The 25,877-nt window shown below is 67.1% G+C and carries 19 protein-coding genes and 1 pseudogene; 9 read left to right on the plus strand and 11 right to left on the minus strand.

The genetic code is table 11. The annotated features are described in order from the left end of the window. Positions 1-192: 192 nt before the first annotated feature. Positions 193-366, minus strand: a complete 174-nt coding sequence (locus A3CE_RS56950) for a hypothetical protein (protein WP_020645887.1) — start codon at positions 364-366, stop codon at positions 193-195. A 634-nt stretch (positions 367-1,000) separates the two neighbouring features. Here A3CE_RS56950 and A3CE_RS59440 point away from each other — a divergent pair. The 3 genes and pseudogenes from A3CE_RS59440 (at position 1,001) to A3CE_RS53740 (ending at position 9,143) form a co-directional block, all read left to right on the plus strand. After that, complete coding sequence (locus A3CE_RS59440) at positions 1,001-5,950, plus strand: IPT/TIG domain-containing protein (protein ID WP_125591876.1); 4,950 nt, start codon at positions 1,001-1,003, stop codon at positions 5,948-5,950. Positions 5,951-6,859: 909 nt separating this feature from the next. Further along, positions 6,860-7,741, plus strand: a pseudogene (locus A3CE_RS52335) (NmrA family NAD(P)-binding protein); the annotation flags it as partial. Positions 7,742-7,778: 37 nt separating this feature from the next. Further along, positions 7,779-9,143, plus strand: coding sequence for a pentapeptide repeat-containing protein (locus A3CE_RS53740; RefSeq protein ID WP_125591878.1), 1,365 nt, complete (start codon positions 7,779-7,781; stop codon positions 9,141-9,143). Between the two features lie 603 nt (positions 9,144-9,746). On the opposite strand, the gene A3CE_RS0140845 is transcribed toward A3CE_RS53740, so the two are convergent. The 4 genes from A3CE_RS0140845 to A3CE_RS59995 all read right to left on the minus strand — a co-directional run bounded on the left by A3CE_RS0140845 (position 9,747) and on the right by A3CE_RS59995 (position 14,149). Continuing rightward, entirely contained in the window at positions 9,747-11,171 is a 1,425-nt protein-coding gene (locus A3CE_RS0140845; RefSeq protein ID WP_125591880.1) for a P-loop ATPase, Sll1717 family, read from the minus strand. A 5-nt stretch (positions 11,172-11,176) separates the two neighbouring features. Continuing rightward, positions 11,177-11,713, minus strand: coding sequence for a hypothetical protein (locus tag A3CE_RS0140850; protein WP_020645892.1), 537 nt, complete (start codon positions 11,711-11,713; stop codon positions 11,177-11,179). A gap of 1,390 nt (positions 11,714-13,103) precedes the next feature. Then, entirely contained in the window at positions 13,104-13,505 is a 402-nt protein-coding gene (locus A3CE_RS0140860) for a DUF4209 domain-containing protein (protein ID WP_125591882.1), read from the minus strand. Continuing rightward, the gene (locus tag A3CE_RS59995; protein WP_376741611.1) at positions 13,478-14,149 is read right to left on the minus strand and encodes a helix-turn-helix domain-containing protein; all 672 of its coding nucleotides are present in this window, start codon (positions 14,147-14,149) and stop codon (positions 13,478-13,480) included. The genes A3CE_RS0140860 and A3CE_RS59995 overlap by 28 nt, the downstream gene beginning before the upstream one ends. Positions 14,150-14,435: 286 nt before the next feature. Here A3CE_RS59995 and A3CE_RS0140865 point away from each other — a divergent pair, with 286 nt between their 5' ends. Beyond that, positions 14,436-15,800, plus strand: coding sequence for an Ig-like domain-containing protein (locus A3CE_RS0140865; RefSeq protein WP_084641952.1), 1,365 nt, complete (start codon positions 14,436-14,438; stop codon positions 15,798-15,800). A 354-nt stretch (positions 15,801-16,154) separates the two neighbouring features. Here A3CE_RS0140865 and A3CE_RS0140870 read toward each other — a convergent pair whose 3' ends face one another. Genes A3CE_RS0140870 through A3CE_RS0140880 form a run of 3 tightly spaced genes read right to left on the minus strand, consistent with a single transcriptional unit; the run spans position 16,155 to position 19,239 of the window. Next, complete coding sequence (locus tag A3CE_RS0140870) at positions 16,155-17,588, minus strand: alpha/beta hydrolase (RefSeq protein ID WP_020645896.1); 1,434 nt, start codon at positions 17,586-17,588, stop codon at positions 16,155-16,157. A 26-nt stretch (positions 17,589-17,614) separates the two neighbouring features. After that, positions 17,615-18,334: a hypothetical protein gene (locus A3CE_RS0140875; protein WP_020645897.1), complete on the minus strand. Its 720-nt coding sequence runs from the start codon at positions 18,332-18,334 to the stop codon at positions 17,615-17,617. 11 nt (positions 18,335-18,345) lie between these two features. Next, on the minus strand, positions 18,346-19,239 hold the full coding sequence (locus A3CE_RS0140880) for an ABC transporter ATP-binding protein (protein ID WP_020645898.1): 894 nt from the start codon (positions 19,237-19,239) through the stop codon (positions 18,346-18,348). A 108-nt stretch (positions 19,240-19,347) separates the two neighbouring features. On the opposite strand from A3CE_RS0140880, the gene A3CE_RS0140885 reads away from it, so the two are divergent. From A3CE_RS0140885 to A3CE_RS0140900, 4 genes are all read left to right on the plus strand, one after another. Next, complete coding sequence (locus A3CE_RS0140885; protein WP_020645899.1) at positions 19,348-20,472, plus strand: sensor histidine kinase; 1,125 nt, start codon at positions 19,348-19,350, stop codon at positions 20,470-20,472. A 53-nt stretch (positions 20,473-20,525) separates the two neighbouring features. After that, positions 20,526-21,128, plus strand: coding sequence for a response regulator transcription factor (locus tag A3CE_RS0140890; RefSeq protein WP_020645900.1), 603 nt, complete (start codon positions 20,526-20,528; stop codon positions 21,126-21,128). A gap of 31 nt (positions 21,129-21,159) precedes the next feature. Further along, a complete protein-coding gene (locus A3CE_RS0140895) occupies positions 21,160-21,342 on the plus strand; it encodes a TetR family transcriptional regulator (RefSeq protein WP_020645901.1) in 183 nt (60 codons plus the stop codon). 206 nt (positions 21,343-21,548) lie between these two features. After that, positions 21,549-22,337, plus strand: coding sequence for an NYN domain-containing protein (locus tag A3CE_RS0140900; RefSeq protein ID WP_020645902.1), 789 nt, complete (start codon positions 21,549-21,551; stop codon positions 22,335-22,337). A 144-nt stretch (positions 22,338-22,481) separates the two neighbouring features. Here A3CE_RS0140900 and A3CE_RS0140905 read toward each other — a convergent pair whose 3' ends face one another. The 3 genes from A3CE_RS0140905 to A3CE_RS0140915 all read right to left on the minus strand — a co-directional run bounded on the left by A3CE_RS0140905 (position 22,482) and on the right by A3CE_RS0140915 (position 24,702). Then, on the minus strand, positions 22,482-23,426 hold the full coding sequence (locus A3CE_RS0140905) for an alpha/beta hydrolase (RefSeq protein ID WP_245589674.1): 945 nt from the start codon (positions 23,424-23,426) through the stop codon (positions 22,482-22,484). A 100-nt stretch (positions 23,427-23,526) separates the two neighbouring features. Continuing rightward, entirely contained in the window at positions 23,527-24,327 is an 801-nt protein-coding gene (locus A3CE_RS0140910) for an SDR family oxidoreductase (protein ID WP_312024833.1), read from the minus strand. A gap of 12 nt (positions 24,328-24,339) precedes the next feature. Beyond that, on the minus strand, positions 24,340-24,702 hold the full coding sequence (locus A3CE_RS0140915; protein WP_020645905.1) for a nuclear transport factor 2 family protein: 363 nt from the start codon (positions 24,700-24,702) through the stop codon (positions 24,340-24,342). A 78-nt stretch (positions 24,703-24,780) separates the two neighbouring features. On the opposite strand from A3CE_RS0140915, the gene A3CE_RS0140920 reads away from it, so the two are divergent. Continuing rightward, entirely contained in the window at positions 24,781-25,575 is a 795-nt protein-coding gene (locus tag A3CE_RS0140920; RefSeq protein ID WP_020645906.1) for a MerR family transcriptional regulator, read from the plus strand. Positions 25,576-25,877 lie beyond the last annotated feature (302 nt).

Below are 25,877 nucleotides of genomic sequence, written 5' to 3' on the forward strand. Positions count from 1 at the left end.
GCGAACAGTGCCGCGTCGAGAGTTGCGCATATGTAGCGATTCAGGGCAGGAACTCGACTTCCGGGTGGCAGGGCGAGGGTCCGTCCAGCAGCCGCCCAGGCTCGTGGCGGAGCTGCTGGTCGAAGTACGCCGCCAGGTAGGTGCGTTCGATGCCGACGGCGCGGTCGGGACTGATCGTGCCGATGTCCTGTGTTACCTGTTGTCCCGGTTGTGGTTTTGTGCGCGGAGCAGCAGGAACGGGCGATCCAGCCCGTCGGTGACCACGGGGCCGTGGAAGGTGCCGTCCATGTCGACACCTGCGGCGACCCGCGGGTCGCCGTGCATGACGGCCGCTGCGGTCGCGCCGCCGATGGACCAGCCGAACATGCCAATCCGGGACAGGTCCAGCGACCCGGCAAGGCCCGGTGGTTTTGACGAGCGTGTCCCGGTCAACGCTGTCGCTGGGACGACGACCGCGGCACGGGGGCAACCGGCGCGGCCCTGATCATCTTCGTGCGATCGCAGACCAAACTACTGCCCGAAGCCAGCTGTACGTACAACGACACGAGTGATGAACTGGAGTTGCCTTTCAATAAGTCAAACAGATCATACCGGACAGAACTGTACATTTGCACTCTTTGGCTTACGAGGGTGTGCCCCTGTTGTGTGAGAAGCGTCGTAACTTGCACCCGCGCTTGCCTGGGGACGGTCAGCACACTGCATGCGCGTTCGGTAGGGGAATGACAAGCCGAGGGCAAAGGATTGCCACTGCAAATTTTCGGAAAAACATCATATGGTCGAAATTCGCTGACGAAGGCGGATTCATCGAATAAATATGGAATGTGTAACACGGCTGATGACGTGGGCGACATGAGGGGTTGCTGTCGTTCGACGCCTGGCCAGGAGGTCCGCTGTGCAACCGTCTTCCGCTTCTCGCGCAAGCTTGTTCGCGGCCTTCATCCTGGTCGCCGGCTTGGTCCCGCCTGCAGCCTCTGCTGCTCCCGCGCCGCCAACTTCGACCGTGGCCAACTCGACCTCTCCGGCGCCGACGATCGCCACTACAAATACGTCATCGTCGTTGAGCAGAGCCGTCACACCGACGACCACGGCGCCGACTACCTCTGTTTCCCCGACGACACCGCCGCCACGACCCAACGACCAGCCTCGCGCCGGTACTCACCCCCTCACCGCGAAAGCGACGTTCGCCGCACCCGCCGGGCGGACGGCGGCGCGGTCGCTGGCCGCACCACTCGCCGTGGCGGTTCCGGCAGCGCCGTTCACCGAATGCCCCGCCGTCGGCGCGGACACCAGCTGCGGGGTACTGGTCCAGGTCACCAACGGCGAAACGAACGTTTACAGCGACCCCGGCCAAGGCCCGTACGACGGTGCGGACGACACGCTGACCGGCGTGGTCAACAACTCGAGCCAGCCGGTCAGCAGCCTCCAACTGTCGTCCAACACCAACCTGTTCGGATTCGACAGCGACGGCTTGTGCACGGCGTCTCCCCAGCCGGCGGGGTGCCCGTTTGGCCCGACCGGATACGAAGGCCCGGGGACAAGCTTCTCCGACATCTCCAGTGACGGCAGCGGCGGAGTCGTCAACTTCAGTCCTCCCCTCGCACCTGGAGCGACCGCCTACTTCTCCCTTGAGGAGGCTCTGACCGGCACGGCCGTGTTCGCCGGCGGTCCCACCCTGAGCGAGCAGGGCCGGGGTGCGAACCCCAGCGAGCACGTCACGGTCTGTTTCGCCAAGCAGCCGATCAACTGCGCCTCCGGCGACTTCCTGCACGACTTCACCGACGCCAAGGTGCCCGGCCGCGGGCCAGCGCTGCAGCTGGACCGTTCCTATGCCTCGTCGGCCGCGTCCGTCGACGGGCTGTTCGGGTTCGGCTGGACCGACAGCTACGGGATGAGCCTGGCCACCGATGCCGCCGGCAACGTCACGATCAGCCAGGAAAACGGCGCCACCGTGACCTTCCGGGCGCTCGGCTTCGGGGTTTTCTCGGCTCCGCCTCGCGTGCTGGCGACGCTGTTGCACAACAGCGACGGCACCTACACCTTCACTCGCCGCGCCAATCAGATCGGCTACCGCTTCTCCGGCGCGGGGCAGTTGCTCAGCGAAACCGACCTCAACGGCGCCACGACGACGCTGACCTACACCGGCACCCAGCTGTCCACAGTGACCGACCCCGCCGGTCGGACCCTGACCTTCTCCTACACCGGAACTCACATCGGCAAGGTCACCGACCCGCTCGGCCGCACTACCACCTACGCCTACGACACCGCGGGGAACCTCGCCAAGACCACCGACCCGGCCGGACGATCGTTCAGCTTCGGCTACGACACCGGGCACCAGCTGTTGACCATGACCGATCCCCGCGGCGGCGTCGTCACCAACGTCTACGACACCACAGGCCGGGTCGTGCGCCAAACCGATGCCGCCGGCCTGGCCACGACCTGGGCCTACGCTGGCGACCCCACCTCGCCCGCGGGCGGCTCGACGACCATGACCGACGAGCACGGGGTCGTGACCGCCTACGCCTACGCCAACCTCGAACTCACCGCGCTCACCCGGGGCGCGGGCACGGCTGCCGCGGCGACGACCAGCTACTCCTACGACGTCGCCACACTCGGCCGAGCCACCATCACCGACCCGCTCGGGCACGTCACGCGCAACACCTACGACAACCACGGCAACCTGACCTCGACTACCGACCCCAGCGGCCTTCGCACCAGCTACGCCTACAACAGCCTCGACGAAGTCACCTCCCGCACGACCCCCTCCGGGGAAACGACCTCGATGGCCTACGACGGGACCGGCAACCTGCTCTCGATGACCGACCCGCTCGGAAAGCCCACGAACTACGCCCACGGCGACCCGGCACATCCCGGGGACGTCACCGCCGTCACGGACGCCGACGGCCGCACCAAGACCCTCGCCTACGACACCAGCGGCAATGTCACCAGCAGCGCGGTCTCACCGACGGCCACCAGCACGAACACCACGAAAACTGTCTACGACGCCGACGGCGAGCAGATCTGCCAGACCGCGCCCTACGCCACTGTCAGCTGCCCCGCCGCCGGCGCAGCGCGGGTCGCCGGCACGACGACGTGGAGCTACAACCCGGACGGGCAACTGACCTCGATCACCGACCCGGCCGGCCACGTCGCCACCAATACCTATGACGCCGGCGGAAACCTGACCGCGACGACCGACGCCATCGGCAACACCACCGGCACAGCCTACGACGCCGACAACCGGCCCACGACCGTCACCAAGGGCACCGGCACCGCGAGCGCGGCAACCACCAGCACCAGCTACGACCAGCGACCTGGCGCGGGAAGTTGTCCAAGTGCTGCAGCCGGCGCCGCGTACTGCACCACGCAGACCGACCCCAACAGCAACGTCACGACCACCGCCTACACCGTCCGCGGCCAGGTCTTGTCCGAGATCCGGCCCGGCGGCCTGACGACCAACCACCAGTACGACCTCGCCGGAAACGAGACCGGCCGCACCAACCCGGCCGGCCAGGCGACCACCTACGGCTACGACCCGGCGAACCGGCCGACCACGATCAACTACAGCGACGGCAGCACCCCGAACGTCACCTACGGCTACGACCCCGACGGCCGCCGCGCCACCATGACCGACGGCACCGGCACCAGCACCTACACCTACGACCCGGCCGGCCACCTCACCGCCACCAGAGACGGCGCCGGCAACGAGGTGCACTACGGCTACGACGGCGCCGGCAACGCCACCACCGTCACCTACCCCGGAACGAAGACCCTCACCCGCGCCGTCGACGGCGCCGGCCGGCTCACCGCCGTCACCGACTGGGCCGGGCACACCACCACCTTCGGCTACGACCCGAACGGCAACCTCGCCACGACCAACTACCCCAACGGCGACACCGTCACCACCACGTTCGACACCACGGACCAGGAGACCGCCACCCAGGTCGCACCGACCGGCACTCCCGCGGCACCGCTGGCGGCCTTGAGCAACACCCGCGACGCGAACAGTCAGCTCACCCGGGAAGCCGCCACGACGGGCCTGTCCAGAACCACCGCCTACACCTACGACGCGAAACTGCAGCTGACCTCAGCCAACGGCACCGCTTACTCCTACGACCTGGCCGGCAACCCCACCAAACTCGCCACCACCGTCACCCAGACTTTCGACCACGCCGACCAGCTCACCACCGCGACCAGCGGCGCCACCACCACGAACTACGGCTACGACCAACGCGGCAACCGCACCACGGCCTCCACGCCGACCGCCACCAGCTACGCCTACACCTACGACCAGGCCGACCGGCTCACCACGGTCACCAGCACCAAACCCGCCACCCCCGCACCGACCGTCACCAAGATCGCCCCAGCGTCCGGCCCTTCGGCCGGCGGCACGACGGTCACCATCACCGGGACCGGCCTCACCGGCGCCACCGCCGTGACCTTCGGAACGGTGCCCGCTACGTCCTACACGGTCGTCTCCGACACCAGCGTCACCGCCGTCTCCCCGCCCGGCACCGGAACCGCTGACATCACCGTCACCACGCCCGGCGGCACCAGCGCCGTCACCGCGGCCGACCGGTTCACCTACACGACGGCCCCGAAACCTGCCGTTACTGCGGTGATCCCCAATCGTGGCCCGTCTACCGGCAACACCTACGCCGTCATCATCGGGACCAACCTCGCGCATGCGACCGCGGTCAAGTTCGGCACCAAACCCGCGCGCTTCTACCAGAGCCGCTTGTTCCCGATGCTGATCTTCGTCGCTGCCCCCGCCGGAACAGGGACTGTCGACGTCACTGTCACCACCGCGGCTGGCACCAGCGCGACCAGCGCGGCCGACCGCTACACCTACGTCCCGAGCAAGACCCGTTCCACCTGGCAGGTCCCCGACTTTTACGCCACCAGCCCACCGGCCACCAGCGCTTCGGCGACCACTGCACCGGTCAAGTCGGCCATCGCCCAAACACCGCCTACGACCGTCGCGACCTACGCCTATGACGGCAACGGCTTGCGCACCGCCAAAACCGCGGCCGGCGTCACCCAGCATTTCACCTGGGACACCTCAACCGCGACCCCCGAACTGCTCACCGACGGCACGACCAATTACATCTACGGACCAGATGGGCTGCCCGTCGAGCAGATCGACAACGACGGACAGGCCGGCTACTTCTTCCACGACCAGCTCGGCTCCACCCGAGCCCTCCTCGGCGCCGACGGAAAACTCGCCGCCACCTACACCTACGACGCCTACGGCCGGGCCAAGACCACCGGCCCCGCAACGACACCGTTGACCTTCACCGGCGCCTACAGCGACACCGAGACCGGCTTCAGCTACCTCATCCACCGCTACTACGACCCAGCCACCGCCCAATTCCTCACCGTCGACCCTGCGCTCGCACTCACTGGCGACGCTTACCGGTATGCCGAAAGCAACCCCGCAAACAATATCGATCCCAACGGCACCTGGGTGCACATCGCGCTGGGTGCCATTGTCGGGGCGGCCGCAGGAGCGATCGTTGGTGGCACCACCTATGCGGTGAACGTGTGGGCCAATAAGGAACCGGTCACCCTGAACGGATTTCTCGGTGCTACGGTCGGCGGCGCAGTTGGCGGCGCGATCACCGGTGCGTGTGACACCGCAACTGTCCTCGCCGCCGCCGCCCTGTGCGGGGCGACGGGCGGTGCAGCCGCTGAAGGTGTCCAGCAGCTCTTCGACTGGAAGTTCGATCCCGGTAAACTGGCCGGTGCGGCTGCATTCGGGTTTGTCCTGGGGCCACTTGGCAAATTGATGGGAACGGGCGATCTGTTCACGCTGCGCGGACCGCGTCCTTGGCGGCTTAGCAATCTGTGGAACACTGGAAAGAACACGTGGCGGATGTTCGGCAACGATCTTTCCGGTGGTTTCTGGGACGAGTTCGTCAAGGATTCGTTGCGGGTGCGACCGAATTGCTGAAAACGAGCTGTACGCGCCGACATCCGGGTCGTTCGCGGTCAATGTGAAGGTCGGCGACCGGAATCCGGTGCCGCTGCGGGAAGCGGGGCTGCTGGAGGCCAGTTCCGTCCGTGCCGGGCGGTCGGCGTGCAACGACCTGCTCGCGTTGGTACTGGCACCGGCCTCCCATAGCGGGCAGGTAGGACGAAGTGCTCGTCCTGGTCAGGCTGACCAGGACGAGCGCCCGCCGCCGGTTGGTAGGTTCTCCCTCCGGGTGGGGGAGCACCTCGGGGTAACCGCCGCGCCGCTCGGCGAGCCGGCCACGCTGGTGCCGCGACACTGATTCGACTAGCAGTGCCGTAGCGTCTCGCGCAGCCTCGGCCTGCGCCACGCCCTCGCCGCCAGAACCCGGCTGTGGAGGCCGCCGTACGAAAGGCAGCTGCGTAGGTGACTTAAGACTCCAGCGCAGGGCCGCCGCCAGGCGGACCGTCGGAAACGGTCCGACCACACCGGCTGCAGGAGGAACCGATGACCACGACGCGAGATGCCTTGCCGCGATTACCCGACGGAACCCCCGGCGTGGAAGCATTTCCCGCCGGAGCAATCGTCGACGTGAACGGCGGCCAATACCATCACGACCACGGCGTCATCGCCGACAACAAGCCCGATCTACGACCTGGATCAGTGTGGGTCGCACTCGCCGCACACGGCATCAGGCTGGTCCCTGCTACCGACTGCGGCTCCGCGCCGAGTAGCAGCGGCCAGTCTTGTTGCGCAAGTTCCGGAGTCTACGCGACCGTTCCCCGTCTGGTGTTCGGTCTGACATGACGTGCCGGAGGTCGGGTGGGGAAGGGCACTGTGCATCACTTCGGAGCCTGTGAGTCCACGCAGGAGTGACCGCAGGCCGACGAAGGAGCGGTCGTCGGAGCAGGCCGCCGCGGCGGCGATGGTGGCCGCCTGGTCACCGAGCGGCTGCGTGCGCAGAACACGCCGGTCCGCGTCCTGGTCCGCCGTGAGGACGACCGCGCGGCCGAGGTGCGGGCACTGGGCGCCGAGGTCGTCACCGGCGACCTGACCCGCGCCGACACGGTGGCGGCCGCGCTCGACGGCGTCCGCCGGGCCTACCTCGGGCTCAGCGTCTCCCCGGACCACCTGCTCGCGGCGACCGTCGTCGTCACCGTCGCCAAGGCGCACGGCGAACTCGACCTGCTGGTGGACATGTCGCAGATGACGGTGTCACAAATGACCGCCATCAGCACCGCCGAATCCCACCAGCAGCGACTGCACTGGCTGGCCGAGCAGGTGCTGGACTGGTCGGGCCTGCCCGTGGTGCACATACGTCCGACCACGTTCCTCGACAACCCGTTGTTCACCACCCTCGCGGCGCGGTCGATCCCCGAGAACGGCACGCTGGCGCTGCCGTTCGGCACCGGACGGACCTCGCCCGTCGCTGCCGACGACGTCGCCCAGGTGGTCGCGACCATCCTGCGCGACCCCGGGGAGCACGTCGGGAAGGTGTACGAGCTGACCGGACCGCGGGCGCTCGACATGACCGGAGTAGCCCAGGAGTTCTCCAAGGCGCTCGGCCGCACGGTGACCTATGTGGACGTCCCTTTGCAATGGTGGCGCACAGAGGTACTCGCGAACGCCGGCCTGCCGCAGCACACCGAACAACACATCGCGACCATGGCCCAGCTACACCGCGCGAACCGATACGACCGGGCGACCCTCGACGTCGAGCGCATCACCGGAAAACGCCCCCAGACGGTCGAGGAGTTCGTCGCCGTCCGCAAGGACTTCTACCTCGGCTGACAGGGTCGTCGAACCGGAGGCGTGCTGAAATAGCTTCGTGACGGGAGCGACGGATGATCGAATGGGGCAGAGGTTTTCGTGGTGGTGGGTTGGTTGCTTCCTTACTGCCAGTGCTACTGCCGGTGTTGTCTTCGCGGTCGTGCTCTGGGGAGATACCACTGCGGACCACCGGAATGCGCTGGACACGTCCTGGAAGGTTGCCGCCGCCGTCCTCGCGATCCTTGCCGCCCTTGTGACCGTGCGGCGACTCCGACTGGGTGAAGATGAGCATCGAAGGCAGATTGTTGCCGATGCTGCGAAGGAGGCTGTCGACCACGCGACATTGGTCGCGAACTTGTCGTCCAAAGCTAGTGAGCAGTTGGGCAGCGACAAGGCCGCGGTCCGCATAGGTGGCCTCACCGATCTGGAGCGGCTCGCCCAGAACTACCCGGATCTGCGGCAAACCGTCGTCGACCGGATCTGTGCGTATCTGCGTGCACCCTACAGACCGCCGGCCGATTACTCGGCGGAGACGCTCGATGAAGCGCTGGCTTCGGGTGCGGAAGAGGCGGAAAGTCGATTGGAGTTGGATGTCCGCCGCACGGCACAGAAAATTCTCTCTCGACATCTGTACTGGCCGCAGGGCGACGACAAACCGACATCTTTCTGGGAGTTGCGCAGTCTCGACCTCAGGGATGCCAGCTTGGTCGAGGTAAATTTCGCCAGGTGCAGGCTTCCCGAAGTGGACTTCAGGGGAGCTAGCTTCTATGGAAAGTCGTACTTCGACGAGGCCACGTTCGGTGACCTGGCTTGGTTCGATCGGCTCGTCTTCAATGATCCGGTCACTTTCGTGGGAGCGGCTTTCGAAGACCATGCGTTGTTCTCCGAAGTCGACTTCTTGCAAGAAGTCGACTTCGGTCACGTGGATTTCTTGAAGAGCGTGCGGTTCAATGAGACATCATTCGGTTATCGATGCGTCTTTAGTGGTGTTAAGTTCGTCGAGGCGGCGTGGTTCATGTCTGCGATGTTCAGGGGCCGCGTGGAATTCGATGGTGCGACCTTCGCTGGTGCGGCACTATTTGGGCATGCCGTATTCGGAGGCCGGGTCGACTTCGGGTTCGTGAAATTCTGCAATGTTGCCGACTTCGACGACGCAGCCTTCAGGAGTGTGGCTCGATTTACAGAGACTACGTTCAATTCGGAAGCTCGATTCAGGGGTGCCGCGTTCAAGGCGGCGGCGAACTTCGGGTCGGCAATTTTCCGAGGAAGTGTGAACTTTTCTGGAGCAAGCTTCGCGATTGAGCCAGGCCTGGAGGGCGCAATCATTTCTGATTCAAAAGTTCGGCACGCTTGGCCTTCGGGCTGGCGTGTGAGATGGGGTGAGGGAGTGCCGGATGACCGAGGATGGTTAACGAAGGTCTGAACGCTGGCCAGTGCGCCGATCGCGGCAATGTGGCCAGTATTAGTGTCAGCCACTTTGTCGGTGCGGCGGCGCTCGACCAGCCCGTCGATGTAGAACGCGAGCACGCTGCCAGCCACGACAAGTCCGGCGTGTGGCCCCGCGGTTGCGGAAGGCGACTTCATAGAACCGCCGCGGTGGGTAGGGGTCGCGCAACCTGTCGGGAAGACACGACGCCGGTGATTGTCAGCTCGGCGCGGCGATGGCGGTGACGTTGTCCGAGATCTTGGTGCGGGTGCCGTTGACTTCGGAGTAGAGCTCCCGGGTGAAGGCTTGGGGGTCGGGGTGGCCGAGGATGGCGCGGAAGCTGGGGGCGATCTGGCGGGCGTAGCCGGTGTCTCGCCGGGCCCACTGGGTGAGAGGATTGTCCCCAAAGCTGCCGCCCGGCGCCGGCGGTCTGTTCCAGCGTGACTTTTGTCGGGGCGTCGCGGTGGTAGTCGATTGGTCAGCGGGACGAGCTCGCGCAGCAGGTCCTGGTCGTCCGTGGTGCCGTGACCCGAACGAACGCGCACCCGACGTGGTGATAAGTCGCGCCGCGAAGATGCCACGCCGCGCGCTCCGGCCGACCTATTGTTCAGCATCAGGGGAGGCCTGCACGATTGCGAGGTGCGGCCGGAATGCCGGGTGCACGAAGAGCGCGTCCTTGCTCAGGAGGTCGGCGGTGGAGAGATTGGGATTCTCGATGGCGTGGACCGGGCCGCGCGGTGATTCGTAGCCGATCACTCCGACTTCATACATGATTTTTGCCAGACGCTCCTGGGTGGCGTTTGCGTACCAGGTCAGGCGGTTGAATTTTCGGTCGACTGCTGGTGTGAGCAGCGCACGAGAGCCCATCATTTGGGCTAGTTCGGTGCCGGTCATCATGGCCGCAGCTCCCTGAAAGACCCTCTCCACGAACTGGCTGATGTCCGGATAGGTATCCCCGTAGTCAGCGTTGAGGTTATAGAGCTTGTCTTCGGCGTACTTGCCCAAACAAGCTTCGATGTGTTCTTGTCCGATTAAGGCGTCTCCGGCTCTTGCTGCCGCCATATTGCACAGGGCGACGATGTCACGTGATCCGCTAACGCAGTGTCGAGTGCAGAACCGAGTGAATACCTCAAAATCGCCGCTCCAGGCGAACCGCCTGGACCATAGGCTACGAACGTCGATTCCGTCGGAGCCGACGGTGATGCCTTCTCGATGACAAATCCTCCGGGCGATCAACTCCACCAAAGCTGAGTGGTCCCAAGAGAGGAAGCCGATCGAGTGCTTGACGCGGTCGTACTCTCGCTGGTTCTCGTACCACGATCGCCAAAGGCCATGCTTGATGAGCAGCAGCGCGTGGATGCGGTTACCGCTGTGCACGTTGATGTCCGACACGGCCCTGACGACTCCTTCTAGGAAGCGCGGGTTCTCAACGATCCCGGGGAAAACGTCTTCGGCGTCATCGATCATGATCGCGCCGCGCCGGGTTTGCAGGGCGTCCAAAACGTTGGTCATCAGCTTATCGACAGTGACCTGTAGCACGTCGGCGTCGTCGCGTCTGAGGAGGTCAGCCAGCCGTATCTTGGCGCCGGGAACGCTGAGGTCTATTGCTCCGGGCAGGTTTCGGAGGGTGGCTGTCGAGACCTCGAGTGCTGCCTTCAGGGCTCTGGCCATTGTTCCACTTGTTGAATTTGATTCAGCGATCCGACGGGCAAACTCCTGAAGTAGGATGGCGGTGATTGCGTTCTTAGTGCGGCCGGACGGCTCGCGGATGTTGGCGGCATTGAGGCTGAGATAGGCGTGGTCTGCGTCTAGATTTAACACGTAGGTCGGGTTGCTGGTTTCCAGGTATCGGCGCAGGTCTGTCTTGCCGCTGCCCTTGACTCCGACGACGACCTGAATCCCTGAATCGGCTGATCCCCATTTCAGACTGGCTTCGATGCCACGAAAGACATGATGTGCGGTCACGGCGCTATCCGTGGCGGTGGCGGCGTCGGCCTCGCCGAAGTATTCTCCCGTCCAGGTCATCGATTCTATCCATTCGCCTGGCGGTAGTGGACGCGCACAAGCCGATCGATGCCACCGGCGCAGGCGTACATGTATAGCAGTCGGCGGAAGCGATCCAGATTGAGCGTCATGGACTTGTTGTTCGCCTTAAGTCGATCGTGGATAGTCTTGGCGTCCGGCACCGCGGGTAGGCGGATACCCCGGACGGTGTCAAGTACCTTGCCGATCGGGCAACCGTCCTGTTCGAGGAGAGAGCGGATCGACGACTTGATCAGCAGGTCGTAGATACTCGGGTCGTCTGCCGCCCGCCTTCCTTCGATGCTTGCGGATACTCGCCCCCTGTTGTCGACAGTGACGAGCCTCAGATCCACCATCAACGAGAGCAAGTCATCGAGCGCTCGAGCCGACATGTAGTGATCGTCGGATGAACCATCGCCCCGGATCTTCATCTCCACTGGTTTAGCCTGCCGGATCTCTTCGACCACCTCGGCGCGGCTGGACCATCTCGTGCGTTCGACGATCTGCCTCAAGGTGTAGGAGATGCGGGTGTAGTTGTTGGCCATCTGACCTCCTACGGCAGGTTGGGCGCGCCAAGTCGGCGTGTGACGTAGCGGTCGACTCTGCAGCCGTCTTCGTTACGCACTGTTATCGATTCGGAATCGAGTCGCCAGTCGCGCCCAAGACCGCGGTCCACTTCGAACGGTGGTGGTCAGCAAGTCTCTTGCGGCTTCAGGGCGCTCTGCACGAACCCCTGCCACGCCCCCCTGAATCCTTTGCTGTAGGTCCTCCAGGTGTTGAGGCCGCAGGGGTTCCAGATGTTGCTGATGTTGGTGGGCGCCCGCCGACGAACAACGGCAGCATCGCCTGGTACGCGGCCTCCAGCAGCTCGGGTGGGCAGCTCTGGATCGAGGTGAGAGTCGGCGCGTCGTCTCAACAATTGGTATGACAGCTTGGCGGTTTGCTGTCTCGGCGGAAACCGGCTGGTCGTGCAGGACAGCGCTCGCCACGGACAGCGAGCGAGAATCGCAACTGCGTAAAGATGAACCCAAGGTGTTCGATGCGGTAGTAGCGCTGGCCGCCCGCAGTCCAGCGAGGGGGCGCAATATCTAGGACAACATCAACTGAAGCGGGCCGCTCGGAAATGCTTGCCGTCCACGGTCACTCAGAGGACTGGCCGATCGGCTTGCCGATCACAGTGGCGCGGGTCACGCTAGCTTCCCGTCAGCTTCTCGATCACCACGACCGGGTCACCTGACCAGCCGCCTTCGCTGCTTGGTGGTCACAAACGAGGGAGCATTTATGCTCCATAAACGGCGTCGATTGACGTCGACTGGGACCAAATCAGGGCATGAGCGAATGCAAACATCCCAGCTAGATCGACTGACGTCGACCCACGTCTAGAACCTCCAGTTAACCGGAGGGTTCTTGGTTCGAGTCCAAGCGGGGGAGCAAAGCCCAGGTCACAGACCTGGGCTTTTTTGCTACCCCTGAGTAGGGGTGATTTAGTGTCTATCTTGACGATCGTCCAACGCTGGGTACCATGCCGCCGACGGCGTGCGCCAGCAGACCCACGGCGTGCCAGTCAGCGACGCGGCCATGCCGAACGCCGGCTGAGCGGGGTCGGTCTGTACGACGTTCTGTGACACTTCCTACGGGTACGGGGTGCCCAAAGGTTGACCGTGCTTGGCCGAACGAGTGGCCGGTTTTCCGCTACCTCGGCTGCAGAGCGCCATCGTCCTCGGCAAGTACGAACTCTCGGAGGAGCGGTTCACCGACGCGCCGCGTTACCCGTAGGACGAGGCGGCGGGCTCCCCGCCGCTCGCTGTGGTCGGCTCCGCGTCCATCTGGCCGGCCGTCTCCCACGACTCAGTGGTGGCAAGAGGCGGCCTGCTGCCCGATGCCCTCGACGGGGCGAAGGCCGCGGTCGGTCCGCATGCACGCCTTGAACGGTGCCTATTCGGCTTCTGGCGCCGGCGACTCGTCCGCGTGCGGGACGAGTTTGGCGACGTAGAGCGCCGCCTGGATCAGCAGCGCGGCCATGGGCACGGAAACCTCGTCGACGAACCCGTGCGCCAGCTCGTTCCGCAGATTCCACCCCGTGGGACCGGCGAGCAACGTGGAGAGATATCTGCCCCAGGACTCGTCCAGGCCGTGCTTGCCGAGCGTCGAGATCAGAGTCCCAAGGCCGACGTACTTCCCCGGAGTGTTCTTCCGCTGGGTGAGATGGACCGGCTCGTCAATCGCTCTGGCGAGGGCGCGAAGCATCGTCTCGATCTTCGGTGCGAGGAGGTAAGCGCAGCCTTCGTAGTCTCGGCGCCGGTACCTTGTCAATGCGTCGGCCAAGACCCGGGGCATGTCCACCGGGTAGGAAGGTCTGTTCTGAGAAGAACTCCTCGACTTCCTCGCGAATCGGGTGGTGGACGACACCGATCTCGTGCAACGCCTTGGCGAACAGCGGCGCGCACAGCTGCATCCTGAACATTTCTACATCGGACAGGCGCTGCTCTTTCTGGTCGTCTTCGTTCTGCGGCTCCCACCGCGGGAGCCCGTCGCCACCGATCTTGGAGGCGGGCGGCGAACTCCGCGTTCGCCCGTTCTTTTTTTAGGACCCGGCCGATGGTGGAGTGGTCCAGGTTCGGGATGTCCTCGGTGAGTTCGACGTGCTTTTCCGGCAACCGCAACGACCACCGGGCATGCCCCGCCGGTGGCTGCGAGCACGCCAGGGCGATCAGCCGCGCCTCGACCTCCCCAGTCACCGGCGACGGCACTGGGGGAAGGTCACGCCTCCTTCGCGAGATCGTGGCAAGAACATCGCCGCCAGTCTCAGCGAATCGCTTGGCGACCAATCGGATCGCAAAAGGTGACGTTGCGCGCCGGCCACCGCCCGCGGAACCCAGGACCGGGCAGGCCGTCCGGACCGTAGCCACGAACGCCGACATCACGCCGGCGGCGATACGACGACGCCGGAAGCCACTCGACCCGCTCCCGACTGGCGCCATGGCGGCACCGGACCACCGTAAACCCGTCCTCGGCCGCACTGTGGTGCCAGGTCACGCAGCCGACAAAGGCCGATCTGCTCCGGGCACGTTCGACGCCGATGCCGAACCCTTCGACGGGCTGCCATCTTCAAAGCCAGGAAGTCGAAAGGGGTCCGTCGGGGCCGGTTTCGGCCGCCGGTGTGGCCTCGGGCACGGGCGGCGGCCGTTCCAGCGCCGTTTCAGTGCCGTTTCAGTCCTCCCGGGCACCATGGGAGCGCCAAGCCCATGCGGGGAAACGAGGTAATTCATGAAATGGCGAAAAGTGCTGGTCGGAGTGGCGACCGCGATGGCCGTGCTCGCGGTGCAGACGGTCGCGGCCGGTCCGGCGCTGGCGGACCAGGACGGGTCGTCGACGTCGCTGTCCCTGCAGAGCGGCACCGTGTTCGCGGGCGCCGAGGACCTGGACGTGATGACGGTGACCGTCTCCGCCGGGAATCCCAGCGGCCCCTTCGATGTCGGGGGCGGGGGGAAGACGTTGTGCTCCGGCTCCGTGAACGGCACGGCAACCTGCACGATGGCGTCACAGGCCCTGGCTCCCGGCACCTACACGCTACGGGCCAACTACTACGGTAACGTGGACACGTTCTCGTCGTTCTCCAACCCGGTGACCCTCGTCGTGGCGGTGCAGCCGACCACCACGAGCATGCAGGTACTGGATCCCGGTGGCTCCATGGTGACGGGCGATCCACGGCTCGTCTTCGGCCACGAGCAGAACTACGCGTTCAGCGTCAACACCCGGGGGATCGTCGGCGTGGGGAGCATCCCACACGGCACGATGACCATCTCGGACACCACGTCCTCCGGCACGACCACCCTGTGCACCAGCACCCTGAACTTGGGGGACGCCGGCTTGTGCACGCTGGACACGAGCACGCTGCCGGTCGGCACCAACCAGATCACCGCGACCTATGCGGGCGACGGCCTCTTCGCTGCGTCCTCCACGACCCGGACGGTCACCGTGTTGCCCGTGCAGGCGACCACCACCGCCCTGACGTTGTCGAGCCCCTCAGTGCCGTTCGCCAGTGAGCAGAACGAGGTCCTCACCATCAGGGTCACGAACGCCGGGGGCGGTACCCCGACGGGGTTGGTCAACATCACCACCGGGGGGACGGCAGTCTGCTCCTTGTTCCTGTCCGGGGGCACGGGCAGGTGCAGCCCGACCGGCAGCCAGCTGCGGCCGGGTACCTATCCCCTCACCGCCACCTACGGCGGTGACTCCACCGACACCGGGTCCTCGGACACCTCGCAGACCCTGGTCGTGGCCAAGGAACCGACCACCACCGCGCTGACGCTGTCGGCGGACACCATCGCCTTCGGCAGCGAGGACGTCGAACTGTTCACCGTCGCGGCGGTTCCGGCCGTGAGCGGCGCTCCGACCGGGAACGTCACCGTGAAGAACGGGGCGGTGGCGGTGTGCACGATCGTCCTCGCCTCCGGCGACGGCTGTTTCCTGAAGCCAAGCCAGCTCAAGGTCGGCACGTTCCAGATCACCGCTACATACAACGGCGACAGCACCTTTGCCGCCTCCACCTCACCGGCGCAGCCCGTCACGGTGGTCGACGCGCTGACCCGTATCCCTGTTGGTCAGACTGGTGTGAGACACCCCGTGTGAGTGCGGGGTCCCTGATCGAGAGAGCAGGACCGGAGATCCTGTGCGTGTGTCCACACCATCTGATGAGCAGTCCCGGCGTTCGGCCGGCGGGGAGCAGACCGACCCCGCCCGCGTCCGTCGCGGCGGGCGTTCACCGCGATCGCAGGGGCGTGGGTGCAGGTTTCATCGATACGGACTCGGACCTGTCGGGCACCGCGGGTGATCCGGGCGCCCACGTGCAGGACCAGGTTGCGGAGCGTGGCGATCTCGGCGACCGAGGGGTGGTCGTCGGGTACTACAACACCGGCACCAACGCGACCGCCTACGGCGCCCTGTCCCCCGCCGACCGCACGGGGTGGCACCGCCCGCCCACGGTCAGCTTCCCGCGGGGCAGAAGGTGTCGTCCGGCCGCTTCCCGCTCACCAGGTACTCGGTCACGAGCGAGTTCCCGCACTCGCTGGGCGTGAACAGGTAGGCCCCGTGCCCGCCCTGGTCGATCGTGATCATCCGGGCGCGCTCGCCGAACGCCGCGCGCAGCTTGCGGGCCCCGGACAACGGCGTGCCCGGGTCACGCTGGTTCTGGACCATCAGCACGTTCGCCGGGCCGTGGCCGGTGATCCGCACCCGCGGCTCGGCTGGCGGGGCCCAGTACGCGCACGCCGCGATGTTCGCGCTCGCCGCGCCGAGCAGCGGGTAGCGGACCCGGTCGACCGCGACGTCCAGCTGGTAGCTCGCGATCGAGCGAGGCCACGCCGAGTCGCCGCAGATCACCGCGAACCGGGACGCCAGCAGGTTTTCCACCCCGGTCACCGGTTCCGCCGGCGGCTTCGGGGCCCGCCCGTGGTCGAGGGCCTGCCAGTCTTCGGCCAGCTGTGTCAGGTTCGTCACGTACAGGCCTTCGAACGTCACGCCGCGGAAGACCGAGCCCGTGACGCCCTCGACGGGCGCGCGGTCCAGCCGCGCCACCAGCTCGTGGAACTTGGCAGTCACCTGCGAAGGCGTGGTGCCGAGCCCGTACTCCGGGTGCTTCGCCGCGAAGGCCGCGAAGTCGGGGAACCGGTCCTCCATGCCCCGCCCGAAGCCGCGCATCGCGTCGATGTCGTAGCCGCCCGGCCCGAGGTTGCTGTCCAGCACGAACCGGTCACTGCGCTCGGGGAACAGCGTCGTGTACACCGCGCCCAGGTACGTGCCGTAGGACGCGCCCAGGAACGACACCTTCGGCTCGCCGAGCGCCGTCCGGATGCGGTCCATGTCCCGCGCGGTGTTCGCCGTGGTGACGTACGGCAGCATCGATCCGGTCTTCGACCCGGCGCACTGCTCGGCTTCCCGCTTCGCGAGCGCGGCTTGCTTCACGACGTCGGCCGGGCCCTTCGCGTACGGCAGGTTGCCGACCGCGATCTGCTCCGGCGTCAGGTCGCACGTCACCGGGGTGCTGTGCGCGACCCCGCGCGGGTCGAACCCGATGATGTCGTAGGAGTCGAGCACTTCTTGGGGCAGCTTCACGTACTTCAGCAGCTGCGGGTAGTCCAGGCCACCGCCGCCGGGGCCGCCCGGGTTGGTCAGCAGCACGCCCCGCCGCTTCTCCGGGTTTTTGCTCGGCAGGCGCGACACGGCGACGTCGATCGTCCGCCCGCCCGGCTCCCGGTAGTCCAGCGGGACTTTCAGGGTCGTGCACTGCAGGTCCGGCGTCGGGAACGCCCCGGCGGGACACGGTCCCCAGTCCACGGTGTTCGGTGCGGCGGAGGCCGCGGGGACGGCGGTCGTCGCGCCGAGCACGGCGATCGCGGCCATCAGCAAGGCTTTGCGCATCGGAATTCCTTTCGTTCGCACCGCGCTCAGCGGCGCGGTTCCCAGCGGAAGAGCCGCCTCGCCAGCACGACCGCGACGAAGACCCAGGCCAGGGTCGGGGCGAAGAGGAGCAGGGAGCCGGCGGCCGGTTTCCCGCCGTTCCACGCGTCGAGCACCAGCTCGGCCGCCGAACCGCCGGGCAGCAGGCGCTTGAGCAGCGTGAGCTCGCCGGTGCCGGTGAGGCCGACCCAGCCGGCCACCGCGATCACGCCGACGCTGATCGGCAGCGTGGTCACCTGCGCGTGTTCCGGCGAGTTCGTCAGCCCGGCCGTGGCCAGGCCCAGCGCGAGCATCATCACCACGGTGGCCACGACAGCGGTGGCCAGCAGCAGCGGGTTCGCCGGCTTCCCGGTGACCACGGCCAGCACGGCGAGCAGCACGGCGATCTGGACCACCGCGATCGCGGTGACCGGCAGCAGCAGCCCGCCGAGGATGCCGGCGTCCCCGGCCGCGGTCGAGCGCAGCCGCTTGAGGAACAGGTTCTGGCGGCGGGCGGCCAGCGTCGTCACCGTCGTGGTGTAGAGGCCGATGCCCAGCACGAAGAACAACGTCAGCGTCGCGATGTAGCCGAGGCTCCCCACCTCGGTGAAGACGTCGTGCCGGGCGATGAAGAACGCGCTGAGCGCGGCCGGCAGCACCAGCGCGGTGACCAGCACGAGCCGGTTCCGGAAGAGCTGGATCAGCTCGCCGCGAGCGATCGTCACCATGGTTCCTTCTCTCAAGAGTTTTCGATGGCTTCGATGGAGCGGAAGACGTCGTCGAGCCGCGTCGGCCCGGCCTGCAGGTCGAGCAGCTCCACGGCCTGGTCCTGCGCCCAGGCGAGCAGCGTGTGCAGGTCCTTCTGCAGGCCGAAGGTCTCGACGAGGAACTTGCCGTCCACACCGCGCGTGGCGAGCAGCGGCGGCGACGGCGCGTGGTCCGGGAGTCCGAAGTGGATGGTCGAGGGCAGCGTCCGGGTCAGCTCGGCGACGGTACCCTCGCGGTGGAGGACGCCCTGGTGCATGAGCCCGATGCGGTCGGCGCGCTGCTGGGCTTCCTCGAGGTAGTGCGTGGTGAGCACGACCGTGGAGCCGTCCTCGCGCAGCCGGTCGACGGCGTCCCAGAGCGCGTCCCGCGACTGGATGTCGAGGCCGGCGGTGGGCTCGTCGAGGAAGACCAGCTCGGGCGTGCCGTAGACGGCGGTGCCGAAGTCGAGCCGCCGTTTCTCCCCACCCGAGAGCTGCCCGGCCTTGGTGCCCGCCTTGTGGGTGAGGCCGGCCACGCCGAGCAGGCGCCCGACGTCGTCGTGCCGTCCGGTGAGCCGCCCGACCAGCGCGACGGTCTCGTGCACGGTCAGGTCGGCGGAAAACCCGCTCTCCTGCAGCATGATCCCCAGCCGCGGGCGGACGGCGGCGCGGTCGCGGGGGTCCTTCCCGAACACCCGCACAGCACCCGAGGTCGGCGCGCGGTGGCCTTCGACCGTCTCCAGGGTCGAGGTCTTGCCGGCGCCGTTCGTACCGAGCAGGGCGTACAGCTCCCCGCGATCCACTTGGAACGAAAGGTCTTTCACGGCGGGGAAGCCGCCGTAGGTGAGGGTGAGGCGATCGACGTCGATGACCGGTGTCGTGGACATGCCTCGAATTCCAGCGTGGATCGGCGCGGCCCGGCAGTGCGGCGACGTCACCCGGATACATGACGTGGTGTCACTGGTGCGGCCCGCTCGGCCGGATACGCTCGGCTGGTGGAGATGCCGGCGATCGCGCGCAGGACGTCCTGGACCGGTGGGAAGGTCCAGGAACGGCTACGCCGGCTGAACCTGATCACGACCGTCCCGCCGCTGGCGCTCGTCGGCGTGTTCCTGCTGCTGGTGACCGCCCGGTCCTGGTGGCACGTCGTCATCCAGGTCGTGGGGCTGCTCGCGGCGCTGGCGACGGCCGAACGCTGGACCGCGGGCGACTACCTCCGCGTCGCGCGGCCGAGTCTGGCCGTCACCGCGGTGGTCTGGCTGGCCGGGTCACTGACCGACGACACGGCCGCGTTCTTCGGGCTTTCGGTCGTCGGGTCGTACCTCATCCCGCCGCTGCCCCGCCACCGGCTCGCCGCGCTGGCCGGGCTGACGGTCCTGATCGCGGGGCTGGGCGCGGCGAACGTCCTCGTGCACGACGACCGGATCGGCTGGCGGCTGTTCCAGTTCGCCGCCGTGCCCGCGGTCGCCATGCTGGTCTCGACCGCGTTCATGTTCGTCAGCCAGCGCTTCTTCGACCTAATCGCGGAGCTCGAGCAGTCTCGCGAGCGCGAAGCGGACCTCGCCGTCACCCGGGAGCGGGTGCGCTTCGCGTCCGACCTGCACGACATCCAGGGGCACACCCTGCACGTGGTGAAGCTGAAGGTGGCGCTGGCCGAGAAGCTGCTGGACCGCGAACCGGATCGGGCGCGCGAGGAACTGCGTGAGGTGCACGACCTGGTCGGTGAAACCATCGTCCGGACCAGGGAACTCGCCTACGCCCAACGGCGGCTGAACCTGTCCGCCGAGCTGGAGAACGCCAAGAACCTCTTCGAGGCCGCGGGGATCCACGTCCGCGTCACGCGCGAGTCCGAAGTGGACGCCGCCGCGGGCGAACTGCTCGGCCAGGTCCTGCGCGAGACGACGACCAACATCCTGCGGCACGCCGAAGCCCGCCAGGTGGGAATCACGCTCACCCGGCGCGGGATCGCGATCGTCAACGACGGCGCCCCGGACACCGGCCCGCTCGAGCTCGGCGGGCTCGCGGTGCTCCGGCAGCGCTTGGCGGAGCACGGCGCCGAGCTGGAAGTCTCGCACTCCGGCAGCCGCTTCCGCACCGCGGCGGCCTTCCCCGCGCCGTGACAACCGGGGGCTTCGCCACCCGGACCCCCAAAAGCGCCGAAGGAGGCCCGACGATGACGACGGTGGTGCTCGCCGACGACGAAGCCCTGCTCCGCAAAGCACTGGCCGCGCTGCTGCCGCTGGAAGGCGAGATCACGGTGCTGGCCGAGGCCGACGACGGCGAGACGGCGATCGCGGCCACCCTCGAACACCGGCCGGACGTGCTGGTCATCGACCTCGAGATGCCCCGCGTGGACGGGCTGGGCGCGGTCGAGCAGATCCGCCGGGCCCGGCCGGAGCAGGTGATCCTGATGCTGACCCGCCACGCCCGCCCCGGCGTGCTCCGCAAGGCGCTGAAACTCGGCGTCCAGGGCTTCGTCAGCAAGGCGGCGGAACCGGCCCACATCACCTCGGTGATCAAGACCCTGCACGCGGGCAAGCGCTGGATCGACCCGGACGTCTCCGCCCTCGCCGTCGTCGACGACTGCCCGCTGACCGACCGCGAGCTGGACGTCCTGCGCGCGACCCGTGAGGGTTTTTCGGTGGCCGACATCGCCGGGCAGCTGCACCTCGCGGAGGGCACGGTCCGCAACTACCTGTCCAACGCGATGCAGAAGACCCAGACCCGCACCCGCCACGAAGCGGCCCGATACGCCCGTGAGCACGACTGGCTGTAGCCGATCGACCCCGAATGGCGAGAGCGGGCTCGTGCATGCCGCCGTCCGCCTGGCGCAGCGCGGCGGCCTCGCGAGCATCACCGCGGAGACGGTGACGGCCGAGGCGGGCCTCCCGCCCGGCACGGCGGCCGAACACTTCGACTCGGTCCGGGCCCTGCTGCTCGAGGTCGGTTCCCGCGTCCTGCGGCTGTGGACGGACACGCTGCGCGAGTAGCTCGTCAAGAAGCCCAAGGGCGGGTTCAATGACCCGAGACCGGCCTGCTTCGCAGGACGCCCCGATGGGGCAGTACCGAACGCCACCTCGGGGCGTCCCGTTGCCACGGAAGCCGACGTCGTGCACGCTCGGGAAAGATCGCGGAGTCGCACGCTCGGGCGCGTCGCCGGACGATCATCGATGGAGCGGATGAAGGGACGACGTTCGTGGTGAACTCCGACGCGGCGAAGCTGGCTGTGCTCATCGATGCGGACAACGCCCAGCCGGGCATCGTCGACGGATTGCTGGCCGAGGTCGCCAAGTACGGCACCGCGCACGTCAAACGCGCCTACGGCGACTGGACCGGCACGAACTTGCGTGGGTGGAAGGAGCAGCTGCTGACCGCGTCGATCCAGCCGATGCAGCAGTTCGCCTACACCACCGGCAAAAACGCCACCGACGCGGCGATGGTCATTGACGCGATGGACCTGCTCTACACCGAGCGATTCGACGGCTTCTGCCTGGTGTCCAGCGACAGCGACTTCACCCGCCTCGCGTCACGGCTGCGGGAGTCCGGGCTGACGGTGTACGGATTCGGGGAACGCAAGACACCGGCTCCGTTCGTCGCGGCGTGCGACAAGTTCGTCTACACCGAAAATCTAGTCCGCGTGACCAGCACAGTGAGCCCGGTAGGCGTGACGGAGAAGCCAAACCCGCGACGATCAGCCGCTGAGCTGAAGCAGGACACCGGCCTGGTCACGCTGCTGCGCAGCGCGGTCGACGCGGCGTCCGATGAGGACGGCTGGGCGCCGCTGGGAGCCGTGGGAAACATCATCCTCAAACGGCGCCCGGACTTCGACGCCCGCAACTACGGATACCCGAAACTCAGCGGCCTGATCGAAGCCACCACGCTGTTCCATGTCGAACGCCGTTCCGCGCCCGACGGAAAGGCCAGCGTCGTCTACGTACTGGACGATCGCCAGCGCCCCGACGCGGATCAACGGGCCGGTCAGTAACCCATGCCGCGATGCAGGTTGTCACCGAAGGTTCCCGCCGGTCGTCGTACTCGTTTTGACCTTCGTCGCGGCGCGCCTCTTGCCGGTCCTTCTCGTCTCGGTCTTGGAGCTGTCGGGCGCGGACGGCGCGCAGCTCGGCCCAGCTCAGCGCCTCACCGGGGAAACACGCCCTGGCTGACGGCGCAGCCATGCCACCCGAGCAGCGATGGCGTCCTGCGAGATCACGGCATGAGGAACCACGACGTCGAACCCGTGGAACCCACCGGGCCAGACGTGCAGCTCGACGTGACAGCCCGCCTGCCACATGCGGCTTGCGTAGGCGACGTCCTCGTCCCGGAACGTTTCGGCCGACCCGACGTCGACGAACGTGGACGGCAGGCCAGCGAGGTCTGCGGCGCGGGAAGGCGCAGCGTACGGAGACACGTCCGGTCCTCCGCGAACGCCGTCGCCGAGGAGCGCGTTCCATCCGGTCTCGTTCGAGGAGCTGTCCCAGATGCCGATGCCGCGCATCTGCTGAGCAGAGGGCGAGTCGTTGCGGTCGTCAAGCATCGGCGACAGGAGCAGCTGGGCCAGGATGGCCGGGCCGTTGCGGTCGCGTGCCATCAAGGTGACACCTGCCGCGAGGCCGCCGCCGGCGCTCGCACCGCCGATGACGATGCGCTCAGGGTCGATGTCGAGCTCGTGGGCGTGATCCGACACCCACACCAGGCCCGCGTAGCAATCCTCGACGGGACCTGGGTGGGGTGTCTCGGGTGCAAGCCGGTACTCGACCGAGACCACGGCCATGCCCATCGGTTCGGCCAGGTTCACCATCTCGGCCAGGCCGAACCGGTTGTCTCCGACGATCATGTCGCCGCCATGGATGTGGTAGATCACCGGAGTCGGGGTCGCCGCGTGCTTCGGGAGACAGATCAGCAGCGAGATATCCGGTTCCCCGGCCGGCCCGGGCACCGCCCGCTCCTCCACGCTGTAGGCGCCACCGCGCGAGAGGATCTCGTCGGTCGGGGTCTCCACACCAGGGACGGGCTTGCGCATCTCGACGATGTTGTCCGAACGGTACGCGTCGGGAGGGCGCAGGCTGGTCAGCATCTCGACGACGGGAGCGAGCTCCGGATCGAAGGGTGGTGGCGGTCCGACCGGCTGGGCGGTGGACCGGTCCGTGACTTGCGTAGTCATATGTTCTCCTCGCTCAGACAGTCGGAACGGTGCCGCCGTCGATCACGTACTCGGCGCCCACGATGGCCGAGGCGCGGTCCGAGACCAGAAAACCGACCAGGTCCGCGATCTCCCCGGTGTTCGCGAATCGTCCCAGGGGCACTCCTCCGAGGGAGTCGTAGATGGTCTGCTTGGCTGCTTCACGGGTGAGTCCGTTGCCCTCGGCGATGCGGTCCACGAATCTTTCGTAGGCTTCGGTCTCGATCCCGCCGGGGCTGATTGCGTTGACCCGTACGCCGCGCGGGGCGAGCTCGTTGGCCAGTCCCTTGCTGTACGTGCGCAGAGCGGCCTTCGCTGCCGCATACGCCAGGGACGCGTCGTACTGGGGTAGTTCGCGCTGGATCGAGGTGAAGTGCAGCACCACGCCCGCCCCGGACTCGATCATCGCCGGGAGAAGAGCTCGATCGAGCCGCACCGCTCCCAGGAAGTTGAGGTTCAGTTCAGTGAGCCACTGATCATCGGTGATGACGGCGAATCCGCCGGCCGGCGTCGACGCACCTCCGACGACGTGCACCAGGATGTCGAGTGCGCCGCCGGCCTCGGCGATTCGAGCGGCCACCGCGTTGGTGCCTTCGATCGTCATCAGATCGGCTTCGATGAACCGGTCGGGGTGCTCGTACCCGTCGGGCATTGTTCGCGCCGTCACGTACACGTCGGCACCCATCTCTCGCAGCCTCTCCACGACGGCCTTGCCCGAGCCCTTCGAACCGCCCGTGACCAGCGCCCGGCGACCGTCAAGACGATCACGATCTGAACTGGACATTTCTCTCTCCATTGAAGAGTTCGGTCAGGCTGCGTGGTTGGCGATGACGAGTTCGGCGATGAGGTCATCCCGCAACGTGAACCGGTAGTCGAGCTCGGCGACACCACCCGGGAAAGTGCCCTCGAGCCGCACGGTCACCACCCAGTGGGCGTCATCGACGCGGCGAGCGCCGATCTGCTCGGTCGTGTATTCGAACTCGGACCCGGCGTCCCGCAGGAACGCGTGGGCCTCCTCTTTGCCGCGGAAGGTCTCGCCCTGGTCGACGAGCACCGCATCTTCGGTGAGGAACGACGAGGCGGTGTCGGCGTCGCGGACGACGTGGGCGGCGAAGAACTCGCGCACGGTGGCCGGGAGCAGATCGGACGGGAGATCGGTGTGCTGTGTCATGAGCCCATCGTGTGAGCTCGCGGCGTGGGAGGGTCAAGCCTTGGACTCTCCCCCGGGGAGAGAGTCCAGAATGGAGAGGTGCTGAGCATCGGAGAGTTCTCGCGGCTGACCCACTTGAGCGTGCGGACCCTGCGTCGGTATCACGAGGCGGCCCTGCTGGAACCCGCCGTGGTGGACGAGACCACCGGTTACCGCTACTACGGCATCGACCAGATCCCGGCCGCGCAGGTCATCCACCGGCTCCGCGAACTCGACGTCCCCCTGAGCGACGTGCAGCGAATCCTGCGGACCCCCGACCCCGGTGTCCGGGCGGCCCTGGTCGCGGACCACCTGCAACGCCTCGAGGACGTGCTCGACCGCACCCGGGCCGCGGTCGTGTCGCTGCGGCGCCTGCTCCGGCCCGACCCCGCGCCGATCGACGTCGAGCTGCGTGCGGAGCCCGCCAGGACGGTCGCGGCGGTGGAGGCCATAGTCGGGCATCGCGACGTCGAGACCTGGTACGCCGGCGCGATGGCCGAACTGGAGGCGGCTGTCGGCGCCGCCGTGACCGGACCGCCGGGCGGCTGCTACGACAACGCCCTTTTCGAACAGGAACGCGGTCACCTGCTCGTCTACCTGCCCACCGCTGCGCCACCTCGCACCGGACGCGTGCACCCCGCGGTTCTTCCGGCCGCGGAACTGGCCGTCACCACCCACGTCGGCGAGCACGACGGCATCGAGGTCACGTACGGCGAACTCGGGACCTGGGTGGTGGAGAACGCGATGTCGGTGGCCGGGCCGGTGCGGGAGGTCTACGTTGCCGGCCCTCGTGACGTAAGCGATCCCGCTGCGTGGCGCACCGAGATCGGCTGGCCGGTCTTTCGCGTCACCTGAAGCGGTCCGTGCGGAGCGGGGTCTTGGAACAGCGAGGCGGACGCCTTGATCGCGGGCTCACCGCCGAGGTGAGCCTGGAACACGTTCGCGTCGGCCGGGGCTGTCGCCGTCGCGGACGAGATCGACCAGCCAGGCGACCCGATACGACAAGCACACCCTGGCCCGGACTGGCTCACATGCGAGGACATCTTCGCCCCGGCCGGGCGGTGACGGCGGCTCTGTCGACGGATTGTCGGCGGATTGTCGACGGCCGGTGTCACGGTGGTCCCGTCACCAGAGGCGGGAACCAGGGGGAGTGGGTC

The organism is Amycolatopsis balhimycina FH 1894 (assembly GCF_000384295.1).
GTDB classification, from domain to species: Bacteria; Actinomycetota; Actinomycetes; order Mycobacteriales; family Pseudonocardiaceae; genus Amycolatopsis; species Amycolatopsis balhimycina.